Below are 15,389 nucleotides of genomic sequence, written 5' to 3'. Positions count from 1 at the left end.
AGCGGATCTCTCGACCTTGGCGGGGCTATTCTCTCTCCCGCTTGCGGGGGAGGGTTAGGGAGGGGGAATTGCTGAGAAATGGCCAGACGCAGTGCTTCCCGTGAGGCTCCTGCCCCCTCCCCAACCCTCCCCCGCAAGCGGGAGAGGGGGCGCCCGCGCATGACGTGGCGCGCGTTATCAGCGGAAAATCCGCTTCCGGAGCACCACCGGGTGCCGCGCGAACCCTCCCAATAAAGGGGAGCGTCGCCTAAAGCGCGGTGGCTCCCTCTCCCGCTTGCGGGGGAGGGGTGGGGAGGGGGCAGGAGCCCTACAGAAAGCTCCGTACCCGGCCATGACTCACCAATTTCCCCCTCCCCAGCCCTCCCCCGCAAGCGGGAGAGGGGGCGAGCGCGGATGATGCGGCGCGCGTTATCAGGGAGAAATCTACTTCCGAAGCTCCGCTGGGTGCCGCATGAACCCTCCCCCCTTGAGGGGGAGGGCAGGGTGGGGGGTATTTCTCCGCTTGGTCCGGCGACGGGGGTCCTGGCGGCGCCATACCCCCCACCCCAAGCCTCCCCCCTCAAGGGGGAGGGGGCGGCCCGGGCTGCGCGAGCGTCGACAAAGGAGCGAGCCTCGACAAAAGAAGCAGACATCGGCGCGGAAGAGGCCGTCATCCCCCCGCGCTCCGGGGGGAATAGACCAATGGCTCAAGGCCGGCGCGCTCCACGATGCGGGTGGCGGGAGAGCCGATGATGATGCAGGTGGCCATGTCCGCCATGTCGGATGCCGCTTCGGCCAGGGGCACGACGCGCATGCGCTCGTCGGCCCGTCCCGCCGCGCGGCCGAACACCACCGGAACCGTGCCAGGCAACACCTCGCGCAGCAGGTCGAATGCGGCGCTCAATTGCCAGGGCCGTGCGCGGCTGACCGGATTGTAGAGCGCCACCACGAAGCCGGCCTGCGCCGCCGCCTTCAGGCGTCGCTGCACCAGATCCCACGGCTTGAGATTGTCGGAGAGCGACATAGCGCAGAAATCATGGCCCAGCGGCGCGCCGACCCGCGCCGCCACCGCCAGCATGGCGGTCACGCCGGGGACCATGCGGGTCTCGATGGCGCGCCATTGCGGCGGCCCCGCCTCAATGGCTTCGCACACCGCCGCCGCCATGGCGAACACGCCGGGGTCGCCGCCGGAGACCATGGCGACGCGCGCACCCGCAGCCGCGTGTTCCAGCGCCGCGCCGGCGCGGGACAGTTCCTCGCGATTGTCCGAGGCGTGGCATACCTGGCCCGCGCGCAGGACCACACGGTCGAGATAGGGCCCATAGCCGAACAGGGCGTCGGCTTCGCTTAGCGCCTGGGCCGCCTCGGGTGTCATCTGCTCCGGTGCGCCCGGGCCGAGGCCCACCACGACGAGGCGCCCGCTCATTCCGGGCGCTCCCAGCCGGGAACCAGCACGATGGCGAAATAGGGGGCGGGCGTGTCGGGCCGCTCGGCGAGCGGAATGGTGGTGCAGTTCGCCATGGTGCCGCGTTCCACATAATGGGCGCGCGGCAGGCGCCCGGCAGACGCCAGCGCGCGGCGGATCTTCGGCAGGTTGCGGCCCACCTTCATGATCACCGCCGCGTCCGCCTGCGCGAGGCGGCGGGCCAGTTCGCTCTCCTCCAATGTGCCGGGCAGCACCATCAGGACATCGTCGCCCTGGGCGATGGGGGTACCCACCGTGGACCAGCAGCCAGACATGCCTGTCACGCCGGCGATCACCTCGGTGGGAAACCGCGAGGACAGGCGGACATGCAGATGCATGTAGGAGCCGTAGAACAGCGGGTCGCCCTCGCTCAGCACCGCCACAGTGCGGCCGGCGTCCAGATGCAAGGCGAGGGCCGCAGCCGAGGCATCGTAGAAGGCGCTGATGGCCTCACGATAGGCGGCATCATGGCGGTGGATTTCGGTGGTGACGGGATAGAGCAAGGGCAGTTCGAGAACGCCCTCGGTGAAATGGCTTTGAGCGATGGCGCGGGCGTGGCTGGCATTGCCCGCCTTGGCGAAATAGGCCACCACATCTGCCGCGCCGATCGCCCGCGCGGCCTTGAAGGTCATAAGCTCGGGATCGCCCGGCCCGACGCCGACGCCGATCAGCCGCCCGCTCATACCCCGGCCCTCGCCAGTGCGTTCAATGCGGCGGCGGTGATGGCGCTGCCGCCGAGCCGCCCGCGCACGATGGCGAACGGCACGCCGCGCGGGTTCTCCGCCAACGCGTCCTTGGATTCCGCCGCGCCCACGAAGCCCACCGGCATGCCGAGAATGGCAGCGGGGCGCGGCGCGCCGGCGTCCAGCATTTCCAGCAGGTGGAACAGAGCGGTCGGCGCATTGCCGATGGCAACCACCGCCCCCTCCAGCCGATCACGCCACAAGTCCAGCGCCGCCGCCGAGCGGGTGGTGCCGAGCCGTTCCGCCAGCGCCGGGACGCTGGCATCGCGTAGGGTGCAGATCACCTCGTTGCCGGCGGGCAGGCGCGCGCGTGTGATGCCGTGGGCGACCATCTGCGCGTCGCACAAAATGGGTGCGCCGGCCTTGAGCGCCGCGCGGGCGGCGCTGACAAATCCCTGGCCGAACACGAAATCCTGCGCCGCCGCGACGAGGCCGCAGGCATGGACCATCCGCACCGCGACATCGGCTTCGTCTTCGGAGAAGCGCGAAAGGTCCGCCTCGGCGCGGATGATGGCGAAGGATCGCTCATAAATGGCGGTGCCGTCGCGGACGTAATCGAACGTGGCACCCATCAGGCTGAAGGCTCCAGCAGCGCCGCGAGATCGAGGCGGGAGAGAAATTGCGCACCGCTTTCCCCCGTCCGCCGCTCGGCCGCCAATTCGGCGATGCGGGCGAAGGCGGGCATCAGGGCCTGCGGCTTGAGGACGGCATCGGGCGGGGACCCCGCATTGCCCTGTCGCACGAGGCCGACCGGACTGTCCATGCCCTGCGCGTCGCGCCCGACGATGGTGAGTGTCGCAGCCGCCGGCCGGGCGCACCCCTTGGCGCAGCCGGACACATGCACCGTAACGCTGCCGTCCAGCAGCGGGGCCAGCATCGCCGCAATCTCCGGCGCCATCGCCCGCGCCGCGATCCGCCCCGAAGCACAGGCCGGTGCACCGGGGCACGCCATGACGGACCGGCGCGGATCCGCCGGATCGATGATGAAGCCGAGCTGTTCCGCGTCTCGGGCCAGCGCCGCCGCGCCTTCCCGCGAGAGCCCTACCGCCACGATCATGCGCGGCGGCGCTGGCCGCAGATCCCGCGCGCCATGGTGCGCGGCTGCATCGGCAAGCGCGATCATCATCCCGGCATCGGCGACGCCGAAGGGAAGCGCGATCGCCAGGGCGAGGGTGCCGTCGGCGAGGGGGTGGAGTGGGATACTTGGTGTGGGGGGATCTCTCAACGAGATCGAGCCGCCGTGCATGCCAAGCTCCCTCTCCCGCTTGCGGGGGAGGGCTGGGGAGGGGGCAGACGCAGGCGCTTCAGCATAGTCAGGATTGTCCATGCCGCGCCAATTCCCCCTCCCTAACCCTCCCCCGCAAGCGGGAGAGGGGACAACCTTGCGTGGGAGCCAAGAGAGAGCAGGCAGAATGGACGCGAGAGCCGCGACGCGCCCGCCACGCAGAAAATCGGCCATCCTTGCCGCCGGGCCGTGCGTCGCGAGTTGGGTGAGCAGGGCAACGACAGAGTCAGCCGCATCCCTATGATCGATATGCCCGAGTGCGGTGGCGGCTTGGGCGCTGCCGGCCAGGGCGAGGTCCCAGGCGCCGTCGTCGCGCGCCTTCAGGCGGATGTCGGCGGGGAGTGCGTCGAGGGAGACCGAGCCGCCGCCGTCGATCACCACGGAGACTTTCGGGCCGAGCCGCCCGCCGATCCCCAGGGCCGCGATGCCAGCCCGGACGGCATCAGCCAACGGCCGGGCATCGGCGTGTTCCTGCGCATCCAGCCCAGCCAGCGGCGAAACATCGAGCGCAAGCCCTTCCCGGGCGCGGATGCCGAGGGCGTCCACCGCTCTATTGAGCGGGCCGATTGTCGCCGCGCGGAGGCCGCGCAATTGCAGGTTTCCCCGTGCCGTCACCTCCAGCAGGCCGTTGCCGAACGTCTGCGCTGCCGCTGCCAGACCCGCGAGGGCCACGGGAGACAAGGCGCCATCCCAGGGGGTGAGACGCACCAGCAGGCCGTCGCCGGTTTCCATGGGTACGCTCAGCGCCGGGCAGGCGCCGCGGCGGCGGGGGAGGGTCATTCCGCAGCCTCCGCGCGCAATGCCGTGAGGTCGCCGTCGAGATCGTTGCGGCGGGGATGCCACAGCCCGCGCCGCCGGGCATCCTCGAAGCGCGCGGCCATGGCCTGCGCGGCGGCGGGATTTTCCCGCAGCAGGAAGGCGCGCACGTCGGGATCGCCGAGATAGGCGGCGTGAAGCTGGTCCAGCAGGTCGCCGGGCACATCGTGGGTGGTTTCGGCGAAGCCGATGAGGCGGTCCACGGTCTCGGTGAATTCGGACGCGCCGCGCGGTCCATGACGCATCTGCCCGGCGATGAAGCGGCGCGAGACCCGCCCGTGGACGATCCGGGCCAGGGCATCGCGCAGCCGGCGGGCGCGGGGGCGATGCGGGTCGCTGGTATCGAGCACCACGAGGTCGGCGGCGCGGCCCAGGGTAAAGGCCGCCGCCGCGAAGCCGCCCATGAAGGCGACATCCTCGCCGCCGTCCAGCAGGTCGCGGCCGGGATCGTCGGCGCCGTGGATCAGCGCGTCGGCATCGGCAATGCGGTGGGCGAAGGCATCGCCGCTGGGGCTGGCGGTGCCGTCCGGGCCGCCATAGGCAAAGGCGGTGGCGTCGAGATAGGCCCGGCCCAGTTCCGCGCGGTCGGTGAAGCGGCCCGAGGCAAGATGATCCTCGATGCCGGCGCCATAGCTGCCCGGCGCCGAGCCGAAGATGCGCGCGACCGTCCCGCCCGCGCGCACGCTGACGGCAAGCGGGTTGTCGTCGGCTTCATCCTCGCGCGCTGCGACCGCGCGGGCTGCGGCGTCGAGCAGGGCGAGCTGAGCGGGAAATACGTCGCGGAACAGGCCGGAGATGCGCCATGTCACGTCCACGCGCGGCCGACCGATTGCGGCCGGCGGCAGCACCTCGATGCCGGTGACGCGTCCGCTCGCTACGTCCCAGATCGGCCGGCAGCCCATGAGATGCAGGCCCTGGGCGATCTCCTCGCCGCCGGTGCGCAGGGTGGCGCTCCCCCACAGGTCGATCACCACCGCGCGGGGATAGTCGCCGTGGTCCTGGAGATAGGCGCGCACCACTTCATCCGCCGCCAGCCGGCCGAGGTCCATGGCGGTGGCGGTGGGCAGATGGCGCGGGTCGGCAGTGAAGAGATTGCGGCCGGTGGGGAGGACATCCTGCCGCCCGCGTGACGGCGCGCCGGAGGGGCCGGGCGGCACATGGCGCCCGTCGAGTGCCATGAGCAATGCCGCGCGCTCGGCCGCGCCACTTGCCGCTCGTTGCGGGTCGGGTGAGGCGGCGCCGAAGACATGGAGCCCGTCCTTTACGGCGAGGTCCTTGAGATCGCACAGCCAGGCGTCGATGCGCTTCAGGGCCTCATCCGGATCGGTGCCGTCGGCGACGCCGGCTCTGCGGGCGAGGTCGGTTTCGCCTGCGGTCGCCACGATCAGCCGCGCGAGCTTGTCCCGCCGCCGGTTATCGAGCCCGTCGGCGCCGGCATATTCGTCCACCAGCCGTTCCAGGCGCTGCTCGGCCTCGGTCAGCTCCGCCCCGGCGAGCGGCGGGGGAAGATGGCCGATGGTGACGCCGGCGATCCGCCGCTTGGCCTGCGTCGCCTCGCCGGGATTGCTGAGGATGAAGGGATAGATCACCGGCAAAGCGCCCAGCACCGCGCGCGGGAAGCAGGCGGGTGTCAGCGCCGCCGCCTTTCCCGGAAGCCATTCGAGCGTGCCGTGGGCGCCCATGTGGATGAGCGCATCGAAGTTCCGCTGAAGCCAGAGCCCGAAGGCGAGCAGCGCGTGGCGCGGCGGCAGGGCCGGATCGTGATAATCGGCGCGCCGGTCGAGCGAGGAGCCCCGGTCGGGCGCAAGCGCGACCATCGCCGTGCCGAACCGCGCGGCGCGGAAATGGAATGCGCCCTCGCGCGCCAACGGGTCGTTTTCCGGCGGGCCCCATGCGGCCTCCATCTGCGCCTGGAGAGCGGCGGGGAGTGTTGCAAGCATGGCGCGGTAGGCGCCAAGCGGCAGGGCTTCGGAGGGAATGATCGCGTCGAGCAGGGCGCGGGCATCGGGCGGTGCCGGGGGAACATCGTAGTCCGCCCCCGCCAGGGTTTCGAGCAGGCTGCGCACGCTCTCCGGCACGTCGAGCCCCACCGCATAGCCGGTGCGGCCCGGTGCGCCGGGATAATCCGGCATCAGGATGGCAAGGCGCCCGCTCATGGGTTGGCGCGCGCGCCAGCCGTGCCAGGGCGGCGGCGCGATCCGCCACATGGGCGACGCCCTCCGGTTCGGCGCGGTTGCGGGCGGCGGAGAAGGCGAGGTCGTCGTCGCGCGCCTCCGCATCCTTGAACGACAGCGCGCCCGCAAGGACCCGGCCGTCCAGTTCCGGCAACACGACGTGCATGGCGAGGTCGGCGGAGGCGAGACCGCGCGGGCTTGCCGCCCAGGCGGAGTGCGCGGTGGTGGCGGGGATTGCCTGGAGCACCGGCGGGCCGCCGGCCGGGAACAGGTCCTGCGTCTCCCCCGCCGCAAACGCGGTGGCGGTGATGATGACATCCGGCCGGTGCGCGGCGATGGCCTCGCGCACGAAGGCGCGGGCAATGTGGTCTTTCAGGGACGACACGAAAAGCGGCAGCGGTGCGACCCCGCGCGCGGCCAGCGCATCGCAGAGGGCGTCAATGGGCGCGGTATCTCCGGCGAGCCACATGGAGCGGTAGAAGAGGATGAGGACGCTTGAACTGCCCGCAGCTTCCCGCTGCGTGTGGTCTGAACCCTCCCCCCTTGAGGTGGAGGGCAGGGTGGGGGGTATCTGTCCGCTTAGTACGGAGGTGGTGGTCTCGGCGGCGCCATACCCCCCACCCCAACCCTCCCCCTCACGGGGGGAGGGAGCGCGCGAAGGTGGGAGGGGCGGTGCGTGAGCGAAGGAAAGGCCAGGCTCGCAGGAAGCGGCGACGGGTATTGGCTGGGTGGTCTCATTGCCCGTGCTCTCGAAACCCTCTCCTCTTGAGAGGCCGTCGCGATGGGCGCGGTCGCCCCCTCTCCCGCTTGCGGGGGAGGGCTGGGGAGGGGGCAGGAGCCCTGCGACGGGTGCCCCACCCAGCCATGTCTCAGCAATTTCCCCCTCCCTAACCCTCCCCCGCAAGCGGGAGAGGGAATAGCCCACCTCCCCCCTTGAGGGGGAGGGCAGGGTGGGGGGTATCTGTTCTCTTAGTGCGGAGGTGGTGGTCCTGGCGGCGGTATACCCCCCACCCCAACCCTCCCCCTCAAGGGGGGAGGGCGGCGATTGAGTGGGGAGGGTTGGGGTGTGGTTGGCGGCCTGCACACGCGCGTAGAATGCAGCGGCGGGGACGGGGTGTGGCGGCGGGGCGTCCAGGGCGCGGCCATCCGTGCGCGCAGCAGCCAAGCGCAGCAGGGCGCGCATGTTGTCCGGGCCACCCTGGCGGAAATAGGCGAGCCAGAGGGTCCAGTCCTGCGGTGTGACAGTGGACAGGCCCATAAGGCGGGCGTCGTCCTGGTCCTCTCCCGGCAGCAGCGCCAAAGCGATGCCGTGGGTGCGGGCGATGACCGACAGGCGCTCGGCTCCGTAGCGCCACCAGTCGAGCCCGCCCAAGAGGCGCGCGACGATGACCTTGGCGTGCCGCGCCGAACGCTCCAGCCAGAGGTCCACCGACATGGGGTGGCGCAAATCCTTCAGCCGGGCGAGGCGCAGGCTGGGGAGGTCCGCGCGGTCCGTCCGCCAAGCGGCAGCAAGTGCGAGCAGGTCGCTATCGGTGAACGAGAGGGCAAGCATCGCGGCCGGAGGCTGGCGGAGGTCGATGGGCTCCGCCAGATCCTCGATGGTGGCCGACGTGCTCGCCAGGAGATGCATGGCAGAAGTCTAGCCCCTCAGGCTGCCGTCGTCGCCAGCCGCGCCGTGCCGAGAATAGCCTGCGCCGCTGCGTCCCGATCGAAACCCTTGAGGCCGATCACCACCAGCGCGCCGGCCCGCTTTTCATTCGCGGCCCACGGCCGGTCGAACTGGTGCGACACGCGGGTGCCCACACCCTGGACCAGCAGGCGCATCGGCTTGCCGGCGACGCTGGCGAATCCCTTTACGCGCAGCACGCCCGGCAGGCCGGCAGCCTCAGACACGCGCTGCGAGAGCGCGGCCGGCTCGGAGATTTCCGGCAGGGGCAGCACGAAGCTGTCGAAATCATCGTGGTCGTGATCGAGTTCGTCGTCGTGATGGGTCTTGCGGTTCTCGATCTCGTTCTCGGTGCCGACGCCGAGGCCCAGCAGCACGGCCGGGTCCACCTTGCCACCGGCCGCATACACCATCGATACCGCGCGCGGCAGAACCTGCGCGACGCGGGCGGCGGCGATCTCGGCGCCGGCGGCGTCCATCAGGTCCGACTTGGTGATGACGATCAGGTCGGCGCAGGCGATCTGGTCCTCGAACACCTCTTCCACCGGGTCGTCGTGATCGAGCGTGTCATCGGCGGCGCGCTGGGCGGCGAGGGCGGCGAGGTCGTCGGCGACCCGGCCTTCGGCGAGCGCGCGTCCATCCACCACCGCGACCACGCCATCCACGGTCACGCGGCTCTTGATGTCCGGCCACTGGAACGCCTGGACCAGGGGCTTGGGCAGCGCGAGGCCGGAGGTCTCGATGAGGATATGGTCGATGCCCGGCCGCGCCAGGATCTGGTCGAGCGCCGGCACGAAGTCATCCGCCACGGTGCAGCACAGGCAGCCGTTGGAGAGTTCGACGATATTCTCCTCGGGGCAGCTTTCGATGCCGCATCCCTTCAGGATTTCCCCGTCGATGCCGACGTCGCCGAACTCGTTGACGATCACCGCGAGCTTCCGCCCTCCCGCATTCTCAAGGACATGGCGGATCAGCGTCGTCTTCCCGGCACCGAGAAAGCCGGTGACGATGGTGCAGGGAACGCGGGTGAGAGAGGTCATCGGGGTTCCTCGATGAAGGAGAGGGGAGGCACGCGGGCGATCATGCCGCGCTTGAGGCAATCGGGGCGGCCGCGCCAGGGCATGATGCCCTCGGTGGCGCCGGCAAACAGCGAGGCGCCGGCCAGAAGATCGGGTGCCGACTGGGGCGTGAGGTCGCCGAAGACATAGGACCAGCCGCCCGCGCGGACCATGGCGGCGGAGAGCCCGCGCTTGCAGTTGGAGAGGCAGCGCACGGGCCGGACCACCACACCCGGGTCGGCTGCGGCCGCAGCGACCGCTTCGGCAAGATGGCCCCCTTGGGGCGGCTCCTCGGCGGGCGTGCCCGGAACGCGGCAGGTGGTGCAGACGAAAAGGGTGACGGCGGGCGCGGCTTGAGAATCAAGCGCGACGGGCCCGTGATCGTCGGGCTCCTGCTCGTGCCGGTCTGTGGGCGTCGGTCGCTCCAGGGCGATGGTCCTGCGGGTGCGAAAGACGCGCCGATCCGACGCGAAGCCGCCTTGCCAGGGCACCCCGCCCGGCGCGCGGTTCGTCGAAGGCAGGTCTCCTGGCTCGCGGGTCGTCGTCTCGTGCCGCCTTCCCGAAGCGCCGGCAGGGCCGGTCTCCAGTGGCTTTTCGGTCGAGACTATCCGCCTACAGTTGCGGGGGCAGCCGCGGAATTGGCGCCGAGTCGCGCCGAACCGCATTCCCTTTTCACCCATCCGACACGGGTCTGCGTCGGTTGGGAACCTTTGACACCGGCACTAAAGGGTGGGTGGCCGGCGAAGTCAATCAACATGGAATGCATGGGCTGGACGGCGGGAGATTTGCCAGGCGGGTGTCGCCTCTCTGGGCCGCTGCTTGATTCCCTCTCCCGCTTGCGGGGGGAGGGGTAGGGAGGGGGCATTGGTGAGAAATGGGGTAGGTGCAAAGTTTATTCGGAAGGCTCCCGACCCCCTCCCCAGCCCTCCCCCGCAAGCGGGAGAGGGGGCGGCCCAAAGCAGAAACGCCCCCCAGAAACAATCATGCCCGGGCCTGGCCCGGGCATGATGAAGTGGAGGTCTATTCGCCGAACAGCTTGCGCTGCCACCAGCCGGAGCGGGGCTTTTCCGGGGGCTGGGTGGGAGCGGGCGCCGCCGCGGGTTCTTCAGCCGCAAGCGGCGCTGCGATATCCGCGTCCGCGATCGGAACCGAGGCCTCTTCCTGGATGGACACCACGTCCACCGGAGCGGTCGATGCGGTCTCCAACTGGGGGGCAGGGGCACCCGCGCCTGGGGCCTTCTCGCGCACCGTGGACCGGCGGCGGGCAGGCTTGGCTTCGGGAAGCTCAGGGGCGGTCGGAGCCGCGGGGGCCTCAACTGACTTTCGCTTGGAGGCAGGCGCCTCGGCAACAACCGGTGCGGGCTCGTAAACAACGGCTTCCGAGATCGAGACTTCGGAAGTCGAGACTTCTGAGGTCGACACGTCCGCGACCATGGGTTCCGATGTCACCGGCTCGGCGTCTGCGGGGACGCGATCCGCAGGCTCGGCGCTGGCGGCGATCTCTTCGCTGCCCTCGTCCTCGCCATCATTCGTCTCGCCTTCGCCTGCCTCGCCTTCGCCGTTCGGAGCATCCTCGCCCTCACGACGATTGCGGCGGCCACCACGGCGGCCGCGACGGCGGCGGCGGCGGTCGCTCTCGGCCTGCGATTCGCTGGTTTCGCCGTCCTCGGTCTCTTCGGCTTCGCCTTCGGCGGCGGGTTCGTCTTCGCCTTCCGCAGTCTCGCCTTCAGAGCCGGGCTCGCGCGGCTCGCCATCGCGCTCGCCACCACGGCGGCGGCGGCGGCGGCGCTTGCGGCGTCCGTTGCCATCATCGGCGCGCTCGCCGCGCTCCTCAGTCTCCTCGGTCTCGGCTTCCGGCTCGGCTCCGGGGGCCTCCTCGAGGGTCTCGTCCTCTTCCTCATACTCCTCCTCGGGGAGGATGGAGTCGGGGCTGATGGCCTTGCTGAGGCGCGGGGCGGCCGGCGCGGGGGCGGCGGTGTCGCCCTTCTCGATGATGAAGGGCTGGTGCCCGTTCACGCTCTCATCGGCGCTGATGGTCAGCGTGACGCTGAAGCGTTCTTCCAACTCGCGCAGGTGCGCCCGCTTATGGTTGAGCACATAAAGCGCAACCTCGGTGCGGGTGCGGCCGATGAGGTTGTTGGAGGCGCTGCGCAGCAACTGCTCCTCGAAGGCGCGCAGAAGCTGAAGCGCGACCGAGGCGGCCGAGCGCACATGGCCGGTGCCGCCGCAGGTGGGGCACACCTCGATGGAGCTTTCCAGCACGCCGGTGCGGATGCGCTGGCGCGACATTTCCATCAGGCCGAAATGCGAGATCCGCCCGACCTGGATGCGCGCCCGGTCGTTTTGGAGGCAATCCTTGAGCTTGCGCTCGACCGTACGGTTGTTGCGCTTCTCCTCCATGTCGATGAAGTCGATGACGACCAGGCCCGCGAGATCGCGCAGGCGCAACTGCCGGGCGATTTCCTCGGCGGCTTCCACGTTGGTCTTGAGCGCGGTGTCCTCGATGTGATGCTCGCGCGTGGCGCGGCCGGAGTTCACGTCGATGGAGACCAGGGCCTCGGTCGGGTTGATGACGATGTAGCCGCCGCTCTTGAGCTGGACCACCGGCGAGAACATCGCGTCGAGCTGATGCTCGACACCGTATTTCGCGAAGATCGGCTGCGGCTCGCGGTAGGCCACCACGTTCTTGGTGTGCGAGGGCATGAGCATGCGCATGAAGTCGCGCGCTTCGGCATATCCTTCCTCGCCGGCGACGTGGATGTCGTCGATGTCCTTATTATAGAGGTCGCGGATGGCGCGCTTGATCAGCGAGCCTTCTTCATAGACCAGGTTCGGGGCGGCGGAGCCGAGGGTCAGCTCGCGCACGGTTTCCCAAAGGCGCAGCAGGTATTCAAAATCGCGCTTGATCTCGACCTTGGTGCGGTTGGCGCCGGCGGTGCGCAGGATGATGCCCATCCCCTCCGGCACTTCCAGATCCTGCACCACTTCCTTCAGGCGCTTGCGGTCGACCGCATTGGTGATCTTGCGGGAGATGCCGCCGCCACGCGCGGTGTTGGGCATCAGCACCGAATAGCGGCCGGCGAGCGAGAGGTAGGTGGTGAGAGCGGCGCCCTTGTTGCCGCGCTCCTCCTTGACCACCTGCACCAGCATCACCTGCCGGCGGCGGATCACTTCCTGGATCTTGTAGGAACGGGCGCGGCGCTGATGCGAACGCACCGGCACCTCTTCCATGGCGTCGGCGGAGCCCAACTGCTCTACTTCGTCCTCTTCGTGTTCCTCGTCTTCGTCCTCGTCGTCGTCTTCCGCGTGGGGCGCGTCCGAATGGGTTTCGGCGGCGGGGGCGGCCTCGGTCACCTCAGGGGCGCTTTCGCACTGGTCGGCGACTTCGGAAACAGTATGGGACGCGACGGAGGCTTCAGCCGGCGCCGGCTCGTGGACCGGGGCGTCCTCTGCGGGGACCTCCTGCGCTACGGGCGCATCTTCGGCCTGCGCGAACATCTCTTCGGCGATGTGGGGCGCGGCTTCCGGGTGGTCGTGGTCGTGATCGTCCTCGTCGTCGTCCTCGTCGCCGCCCAGAATCTGGCCGTCCTCGATGGTTTCGACGGCGTAGGAGTCTTCGATCTCCTCGATGTGACCGGAGCCGCCCTGGCTGTCCTCGTCCTCTGCGGTCTCGGAGACGCGCTCGTCGCGGCGGGCGCGGCGGGGCCGCGAGCGGCGGCGCTCACGGCGCTCCTCGTCCTCGTCGGCCTGACGGGCGGCGCGCTCTTCTTCCTCGATCAGGGCGAGGCGGTCGGCGACCGGGATCTGATAATAGTCGGGGTGGATTTCGCTGAAGGCGAGGAAGCCGTGGCGGTTGCCGCCGTATTCCACGAAAGCAGCCTGGAGCGAGGGCTCGACCCGCGTCACCTTGGCGAGATAAATGTTGCCCCGCAACTGCTTGCGGGACGCGGCCTCATAGTCGAATTCTTCGACCCGGCTGCCGCGCACAACCACCACCCGGGTCTCCTCCGGGTGGGTGGCATCGATGAGCATCTTGTTTGCCATGGAATTCTCTCTGGGCGGCACCGGAGCCAAGGCTCCGCGACGGTGGGCGCGGCATTGCCTGCGAACCGCCGATACGCCGTGAATGGGAAAGGGAAGAAGGGGAACGCAGGCGCAGGGGCAACGTCTCGACGCTCTTGGCATCGTGGCACGTGGTGGCACGCTGTGCGCGCCTGTCGTGCAGTTGAACGTTCATGCCCTCGGCTACTTGTTCCTTAGCGAAGCGTCGGACCGGACGGGCGCCCAATCCTGGCATACGGCGGTTCGATCCCCCTTCGGATCGGGCACCTCGGTGGTCGTGAGCGACGCGGCCTGCCATCCAAGCGCACCTTACGGCGCGCTCACCGCTGAAGCCCTCACGCTTGATCGTTGAGCAGCTTGCGGCGGGAGATGCCGGCTCGCCGGGAATCCCGGATATGAGGGCGGCATCGGGAGAAAGCCACGCCACCGGGGCCGAAGTGCCAATTCCGGAACGCGAACGGTATGCCCCTCTTTCTTAAACGCGCACATCCTGCTTTGGCAAGGTTCATGCCTGTTTCGGGGGCAATAATCTGCGGATGCCCTGTTGCGGGCACGCCACAAGGCGATGTGAACGGTGGACGGCCGTGAACCATCGGTTAACGCGGTTCGCCCTATCCGGTACATATCGCTTCAGGACGAAGCGTCGCATGACGGGGGTCTGGGGCTCGCAGCCAATGGTGGCGCACGCACTTCACACCGGGATCGCTCAGGTCGATCCAAGGACGTCGGGAAGCGCCCACGCCTCGCGGGGCGTGTCATTCTGCCGCGCGCCCTTGGTGCGCGCCGGCCTCGCCGCGCTGGCACTGCTCGCGGGCGGGAGCGCGCAAGCGCAGCAGCAGCCCCAAGCGCAGGCGCCGGCTCAGGAAACCGCTCAAGTCCAGCAGCCGACGCCATCGGCCCCCGCACAGCCGTCTGCCGTCGCCACCCCGGCGCAGGCCCTCGACGCGCGCGTTGCCGGAGACGAGCGCCGCACGCGGCTGATCGTCGATCTCAGCCGCAAGGTGGAGTTTCGCGCCTTCACTCTCGCCAACCCCTACCGGGTGATTCTCGATCTTCAGGACGTTGCCTTCATCTTCGAGCCGGGCCGGGTGCCGACCAAACGCGGCCTGGTGTCCAATTACCGTTATGGGGTGTTCGCGCCCGGCAAGGCGCGGATGGTGCTGGATGTGTCGGAGCCGGTGGCCATCGACAAAGCGTTCGTGCTGGACGCGGTTGACGACCAGCCGGCCCGCCTCGTTCTCGATCTTGTGAAGACGGATGCGGCGAGTTTCGCGGTCAGCGTTGCCACCGCCGCCGAGGCGCGGGGCGCGCCTTCGAACATTCTGGCGCGCAGTTCCGTCCCCGATGGCGACACCCGCCCGGTGATCGTGCTCGACCCCGGCCATGGCGGCATCGATTCCGGCACCACGGGGGCCAGCGCCTTCTCGGAGAAGAACATCGTGCTGGAGGTGGCGCTCGCGTTGCGCGCCAAGCTTGAGCAGAGCGGGCGTTACCGCGTGGTGCTGACCCGCTCCAGCGATACCTTCGTCGCCCTCGGTGAGCGGGTGAAGGTCGCAAGGGCCAACCGCGCGTCGCTGTTCGTGTCGATCCACGCCGACGCGCTCGCCAGCAATGACGGCCAGGCGCGCGGGGCCAGCGTCTACACCCTGTCCGAGACCGCCAGCGATTCGGAGGCCGCGCGCCTCGCGGAAATCGAGAACAAGGCGGACTTGATCGCCGGCGTCGATCTCTCCGAGGAGAGCGACGAGGTGGCGGGCATTCTGTTCGATCTCGCCCAGCGCGAGACCAAGAATTTCTCGGCCTTGTTCGCGCGCACGTTGGTGAGCGCGATGAAGGCGGCAGGGCGGATCCACAAAACGCCGCTGAAATCGGCGGGCTTCCGGGTTCTGAAAGCCCACGACACCCCCTCGGTGCTGGTGGAACTCGGCTATATGTCGAGCCGCGAGGACCTGAAGCTCATGACGTCCGACGCATGGCGCGACAAGGTCACGGGGGGAATGAGCGATGCCATCGACGAATTCTTCTCCACCCGCACCGCCGGCATCACCGGGTCGATCCCTGCCGCGCAGACCGGCAAATAGCGCCCGCGCCACAGGTCGCGAGGGCCGTGCGGGCTGGTGGCAAGCGTGCTTTCCGGGCAT

The 15,389-nt window shown here is 69.5% G+C and carries 9 protein-coding genes, 1 pseudogene and 1 riboswitch; of the genes and pseudogenes, 1 reads left to right on the top strand and 9 read right to left on the bottom strand.

All coding sequences use genetic code 11. The features are described 5' to 3' along the window. Window positions 1-649: 649 nt before the first annotated feature. From ADADO0_RS04575 to ADADO0_RS04535, 9 genes and pseudogenes are all read right to left on the bottom strand, one after another. On the bottom strand, window positions 650-1,405 hold the full coding sequence (locus ADADO0_RS04575) for a precorrin-3B C(17)-methyltransferase (protein WP_511303918.1): 756 nt from the start codon (window positions 1,403-1,405) through the stop codon (window positions 650-652). Further along, on the bottom strand, window positions 1,402-2,127 hold the full coding sequence (locus ADADO0_RS04570; RefSeq protein WP_511303917.1) for a precorrin-2 C(20)-methyltransferase: 726 nt from the start codon (window positions 2,125-2,127) through the stop codon (window positions 1,402-1,404). The genes ADADO0_RS04575 and ADADO0_RS04570 overlap by 4 nt, the downstream gene beginning before the upstream one ends. Next, window positions 2,124-2,759: a precorrin-8X methylmutase gene (locus ADADO0_RS04565; protein ID WP_511303916.1), complete on the bottom strand. Its 636-nt coding sequence runs from the start codon at window positions 2,757-2,759 to the stop codon at window positions 2,124-2,126. The genes ADADO0_RS04570 and ADADO0_RS04565 overlap by 4 nt, the downstream gene beginning before the upstream one ends. Beyond that, on the bottom strand, window positions 2,759-4,252 hold the full coding sequence (cobG, locus tag ADADO0_RS04560) for a precorrin-3B synthase (protein WP_511303915.1): 1,494 nt from the start codon (window positions 4,250-4,252) through the stop codon (window positions 2,759-2,761). The genes ADADO0_RS04565 and cobG overlap by 1 nt, the downstream gene beginning before the upstream one ends. Continuing rightward, complete coding sequence (locus tag ADADO0_RS04555; RefSeq protein WP_511303914.1) at window positions 4,249-6,495, bottom strand: cobaltochelatase subunit CobN; 2,247 nt, start codon at window positions 6,493-6,495, stop codon at window positions 4,249-4,251. The genes cobG and ADADO0_RS04555 overlap by 4 nt, the downstream gene beginning before the upstream one ends. A gap of 22 nt (window positions 6,496-6,517) precedes the next feature. Beyond that, a pseudogene (locus tag ADADO0_RS04550) lies at window positions 6,518-6,931 on the bottom strand (cobaltochelatase subunit CobN); the annotation flags it as partial. Between the two features lie 1,178 nt (window positions 6,932-8,109). Then, a complete protein-coding gene (cobW, locus tag ADADO0_RS04545) occupies window positions 8,110-9,168 on the bottom strand; it encodes a cobalamin biosynthesis protein CobW (RefSeq protein WP_511303913.1) in 1,059 nt (352 codons plus the stop codon). Further along, window positions 9,165-9,677, bottom strand: coding sequence for a DUF1636 family protein (locus ADADO0_RS04540; protein WP_511303912.1), 513 nt, complete (start codon window positions 9,675-9,677; stop codon window positions 9,165-9,167). The genes cobW and ADADO0_RS04540 overlap by 4 nt, the downstream gene beginning before the upstream one ends. 8 nt (window positions 9,678-9,685) lie before the next feature. Next, a riboswitch (cobalamin riboswitch) is annotated at window positions 9,686-9,913 on the bottom strand. Window positions 9,914-10,206: 293 nt separating this feature from the next. Next, a complete protein-coding gene (locus ADADO0_RS04535) occupies window positions 10,207-13,230 on the bottom strand; it encodes an Rne/Rng family ribonuclease (RefSeq protein ID WP_511303911.1) in 3,024 nt (1,007 codons plus the stop codon). 665 nt (window positions 13,231-13,895) lie between these two features. On the opposite strand from ADADO0_RS04535, the gene ADADO0_RS04530 reads away from it, so the two are divergent. After that, window positions 13,896-15,329, top strand: a complete 1,434-nt coding sequence (locus tag ADADO0_RS04530; protein ID WP_511303910.1) for an N-acetylmuramoyl-L-alanine amidase — start codon at window positions 13,896-13,898, stop codon at window positions 15,327-15,329. The last annotated feature ends 60 nt before the right edge of the window (window positions 15,330-15,389 follow it).

Source organism: Aquabacter sp. (assembly GCF_965279295.1).
In the GTDB taxonomy this organism is placed as follows: Bacteria; Pseudomonadota; Alphaproteobacteria; order Rhizobiales; family Xanthobacteraceae; genus Aquabacter.
Note: the sequence above shows the minus strand (reverse complement) of the source record. Positions and strands in the feature narration are given on the sequence as shown.

Bases quoted from the DNA above. Each gene is read 5' to 3' on its own strand.
- ADADO0_RS04575 (WP_511303918.1), bottom strand. From the start codon at position 1,405: ATGAGCGGGCGCCTCGTCGTGGTGGGCCTCGGCCCGGGCGCACCGGAG.
- ADADO0_RS04570 (WP_511303917.1), bottom strand. From the start codon at position 2,127: ATGAGCGGGCGGCTGATCGGCGTCGGCGTCGGGCCGGGCGATCCCGAG.
- ADADO0_RS04565 (WP_511303916.1), bottom strand. From the start codon at position 2,759: ATGGGTGCCACGTTCGATTACGTCCGCGACGGCACCGCCATTTATGAG.
- cobG (WP_511303915.1), bottom strand. From the start codon at position 4,252: ATGACCCTCCCCCGCCGCCGCGGCGCCTGCCCGGCGCTGAGCGTACCC.
- ADADO0_RS04555 (WP_511303914.1), bottom strand. From the start codon at position 6,495: ATGTGGCGGATCGCGCCGCCGCCCTGGCACGGCTGGCGCGCGCGCCAA.
- cobW (WP_511303913.1), bottom strand. From the start codon at position 9,168: ATGACCTCTCTCACCCGCGTTCCCTGCACCATCGTCACCGGCTTTCTC.
- ADADO0_RS04535 (WP_511303911.1), bottom strand. From the start codon at position 13,230: ATGGCAAACAAGATGCTCATCGATGCCACCCACCCGGAGGAGACCCGG.
- ADADO0_RS04530 (WP_511303910.1), top strand. From the start codon at position 13,896: ATGACGGGGGTCTGGGGCTCGCAGCCAATGGTGGCGCACGCACTTCAC.